General features: G+C 67.4%; 1 protein-coding gene and 1 pseudogene. One reads left to right on the top strand and one right to left on the bottom strand.

Annotated features, from left to right (window positions below):
- Nucleotides 1-1,180, top strand: a pseudogene (locus BSP109_RS17155) (relaxase/mobilization nuclease domain-containing protein); the annotation flags it as partial.
- Between the two features lie 63 nt (nucleotides 1,181-1,243).
- On the opposite strand, the gene BSP109_RS16430 reads toward BSP109_RS17155, so the two are convergent.
- Entirely contained in the window at nucleotides 1,244-2,434 is a 1,191-nt protein-coding gene (locus tag BSP109_RS16430) for a hypothetical protein (RefSeq protein WP_101602034.1), read from the bottom strand.
- Nucleotides 2,435-2,577 lie beyond the last annotated feature (143 nt).

The following is a 2,577-nucleotide window of genomic DNA, read 5'->3' as shown; positions in this document are numbered from 1 at the left end:
GATCCTGTCGTACAGCCGCGACGAGGCAGACCCCGACGATCCCGACGCAGGACGCATGGTGCTCGACGACGCGCGGGCCTTCGCCGAGCGCGCCTACAGCGGTCATGCCTCGCTCGTCGTCGTGCAGCAGGACGGCCGCGCCGGGCTCTGGCACGCCCACGTCGCCACAGCGAACGTCGGGCATGGCCCCTCGCGGCTGTACGACGGCACGGTGCGGCCCGCCGGCTACGCGCTGCACGAGTCCCAACGGCACGTATTCACGTCGCGCAACATGCTTGACGAGGTGCTGCTCGACCGCCGCGGCTTCGACAACGAAGCGCACATGAAGGCGCACGCCGGCTCGGACCACATGATCCCGAGCGACGAGCGCCGGCGGGACGAGGGTAGGTACGTCTGGCGGGATGACCTCAAGGAGCGGATTGACGAGCACGCGGCGGCGGCCTCAGACTTCGAGGATTTCAAGGAGCGCATGGCCGCCGACGGCGTCGTCGTCACGGAAAAGCACGCCCAGAAGCGCGGGCTCGCCTACGAGTTCGCCGGGCAGGACGGTAAGCCCCACCGTGCCCGTGCGGGCGGCCGTCAGGGCCTCGGCACCGCGTACGGCTACGAGGAGATCGTCGCGCGCCTCGGCCGCCCCGTGGCGGCTCCGCAGAGCGACGAGGAGCAGGATCCGCCGCAGCAGGCGGCTCCCGAGCCCGAGGCAGAGCAGGAGGAGGTGCCCCGGCCCGCTCCGGCGTTTCGCGCACTGGCACCGGAGCCCGAGCCCGTGGTCGAGGAGCCGGCCGCGGTGCCGGAGCCCGACCTCGACGCCGAGGAGCTGGCACGTCGGCAGCGGGTGGTGCGGGGGCACGAGCGTGCGCTGCGCGAGCACAAGGAGCAGCTCGCGCAGTACGATCGCATCGCAACGCGCCGGGAACGCGAGCAGCGCAGGCTGAAGTACCTGCAGCAGCAGCGGCAGTTCATCCTGCACAGGCTGTTCCTCGAATCATTGCGGCCGGCCGCGGCGGACCTGGCTCTGCCGTGGCCGGAGCAGCCGAGCCGGGAGCAGATGAAGGAGGCCGACGACATCGCCGGCCAGCTCGTGCAGAAGTGGGCCGAGTACCTGCTTGAGCCTGCATCGTCGGTCAAGCGCCCCTCTGCCGGGCGCAAGGACTGGCAGGCGCCGAAACCGCCGCAGTGACGGGAAAAGCACAACCCTCGCGCCGTTCTGAGAACAGCGCGAGGGTCGTTGGCGTAGTTCGGGTTACCGCAGCTCGACTCCGACGACGAAGCTGCCCTCTTCGGTGTAGACCTGGAAGACAGCGATCCCGCCGTCCATGACGCCCAGCGGAGCAGCGCCATCGTAGAGAACACCCTCGACACCCGGTGCACCGAAGTCGATCATGATCGCCGACTCCTTGACATCGGGGTCAGCCTCGACTTTCCCGAAGGCGAGACCGGAGTCATCGACGGCACTGAGCTTCGGGGTCCGCTCACCGGAGGATTGGTCGCCGTAGCAATGACCCTCATCGGCCGAGACGACGACGTTGCCGTAGACCGCGTACTCACCGTTGGGACTGCGTGTTCCGAAGCTTCCGTCACCACCACCGGTGAACTGGTCCATGCACTCGAACGTATAGCGGACCTCGCCCGTATCCACGTCCGCGGCCGTGATCGGTTCCGGGCTGTTGATCGAATGCGACAGGAAGGCGAGCCCGAGACTCGGCACACGCATGTGATAGGACAGATCCCTCAGCTTGCCATCCGGATTCGGCACACCAGCGACGGGAAGCGGATCATCCGGTGTACCACCAGGCGGCTTAGACATCCCGTAGGGGCTCTTCTCACCAGTGTTCTCATCGTAGAAGGCCGACATGTCGTCATCACCGCCGGAGCCATCATCCTTTCTCGACATGAGCCAGCCCTTCGAGATGCGCACGTCGTCGAACTCGTCGGCGACGCTGCCGTCGTCGTAGGACAGCAGCTGAACCGTGTCGACCTTCTCGGTCTGGGTGAGCCCCTCGGACTCGGAGCCTCCCTCGTTGAGGACGGCGAAGTGACCACCCAGGAAGTGACCTGAGTCTTCAGCGAAGTCCGTCGTCCAGACCTCCTGGCCGTCCGCGTCGAGGGCCACGAGGACCTTCTCGCCTGCAGCGTCGCCGTTGCGGACCACGAAGGTGCGGTCGCCCTGGACGAATCCGACCTCACCGGCCATGAGACCGAGGTCGTGGGCCCAGACGACGTCACCGAAGACGTCGTCGGGCAGGTCACCGAGGTCATCGCGCTCGAACGCGAGCTGTTCCTCGGCGGGCTCCTGCTCCTGGGACTGCTGCTGCTCGTCGGACTCGAGCGCGGGCCCGTCCGCCGCGCCCGAGCATCCGGCGAGGCCGAGTGCGCCGATGGTCAGAAGCGAGGTGAGTGCCAGTGCTCTGCGTGAGGCTCTGTGTGAGGTCAATAGGGTGGTCCTTAATCGGCTCTTCGCGGTTCGTGGTGAATGACCCTGCTGTGGCGGGTATTCACGCTACGGTTCTCGCGGCGCTGGTGAGCAGGATACGCGTCCGGTAGTTCTCCGCGTTGCGGAATCCGCGGCCGGTGCGT

It is taken from the genome of Brevibacterium sp. Mu109 (assembly GCF_900169375.1).
GTDB lineage: Bacteria > Actinomycetota > Actinomycetes > Actinomycetales > Brevibacteriaceae > Brevibacterium > Brevibacterium yomogidense_A.
Note: the sequence above shows the minus strand (reverse complement) of the source record. Positions and strands in the feature narration are given on the sequence as shown.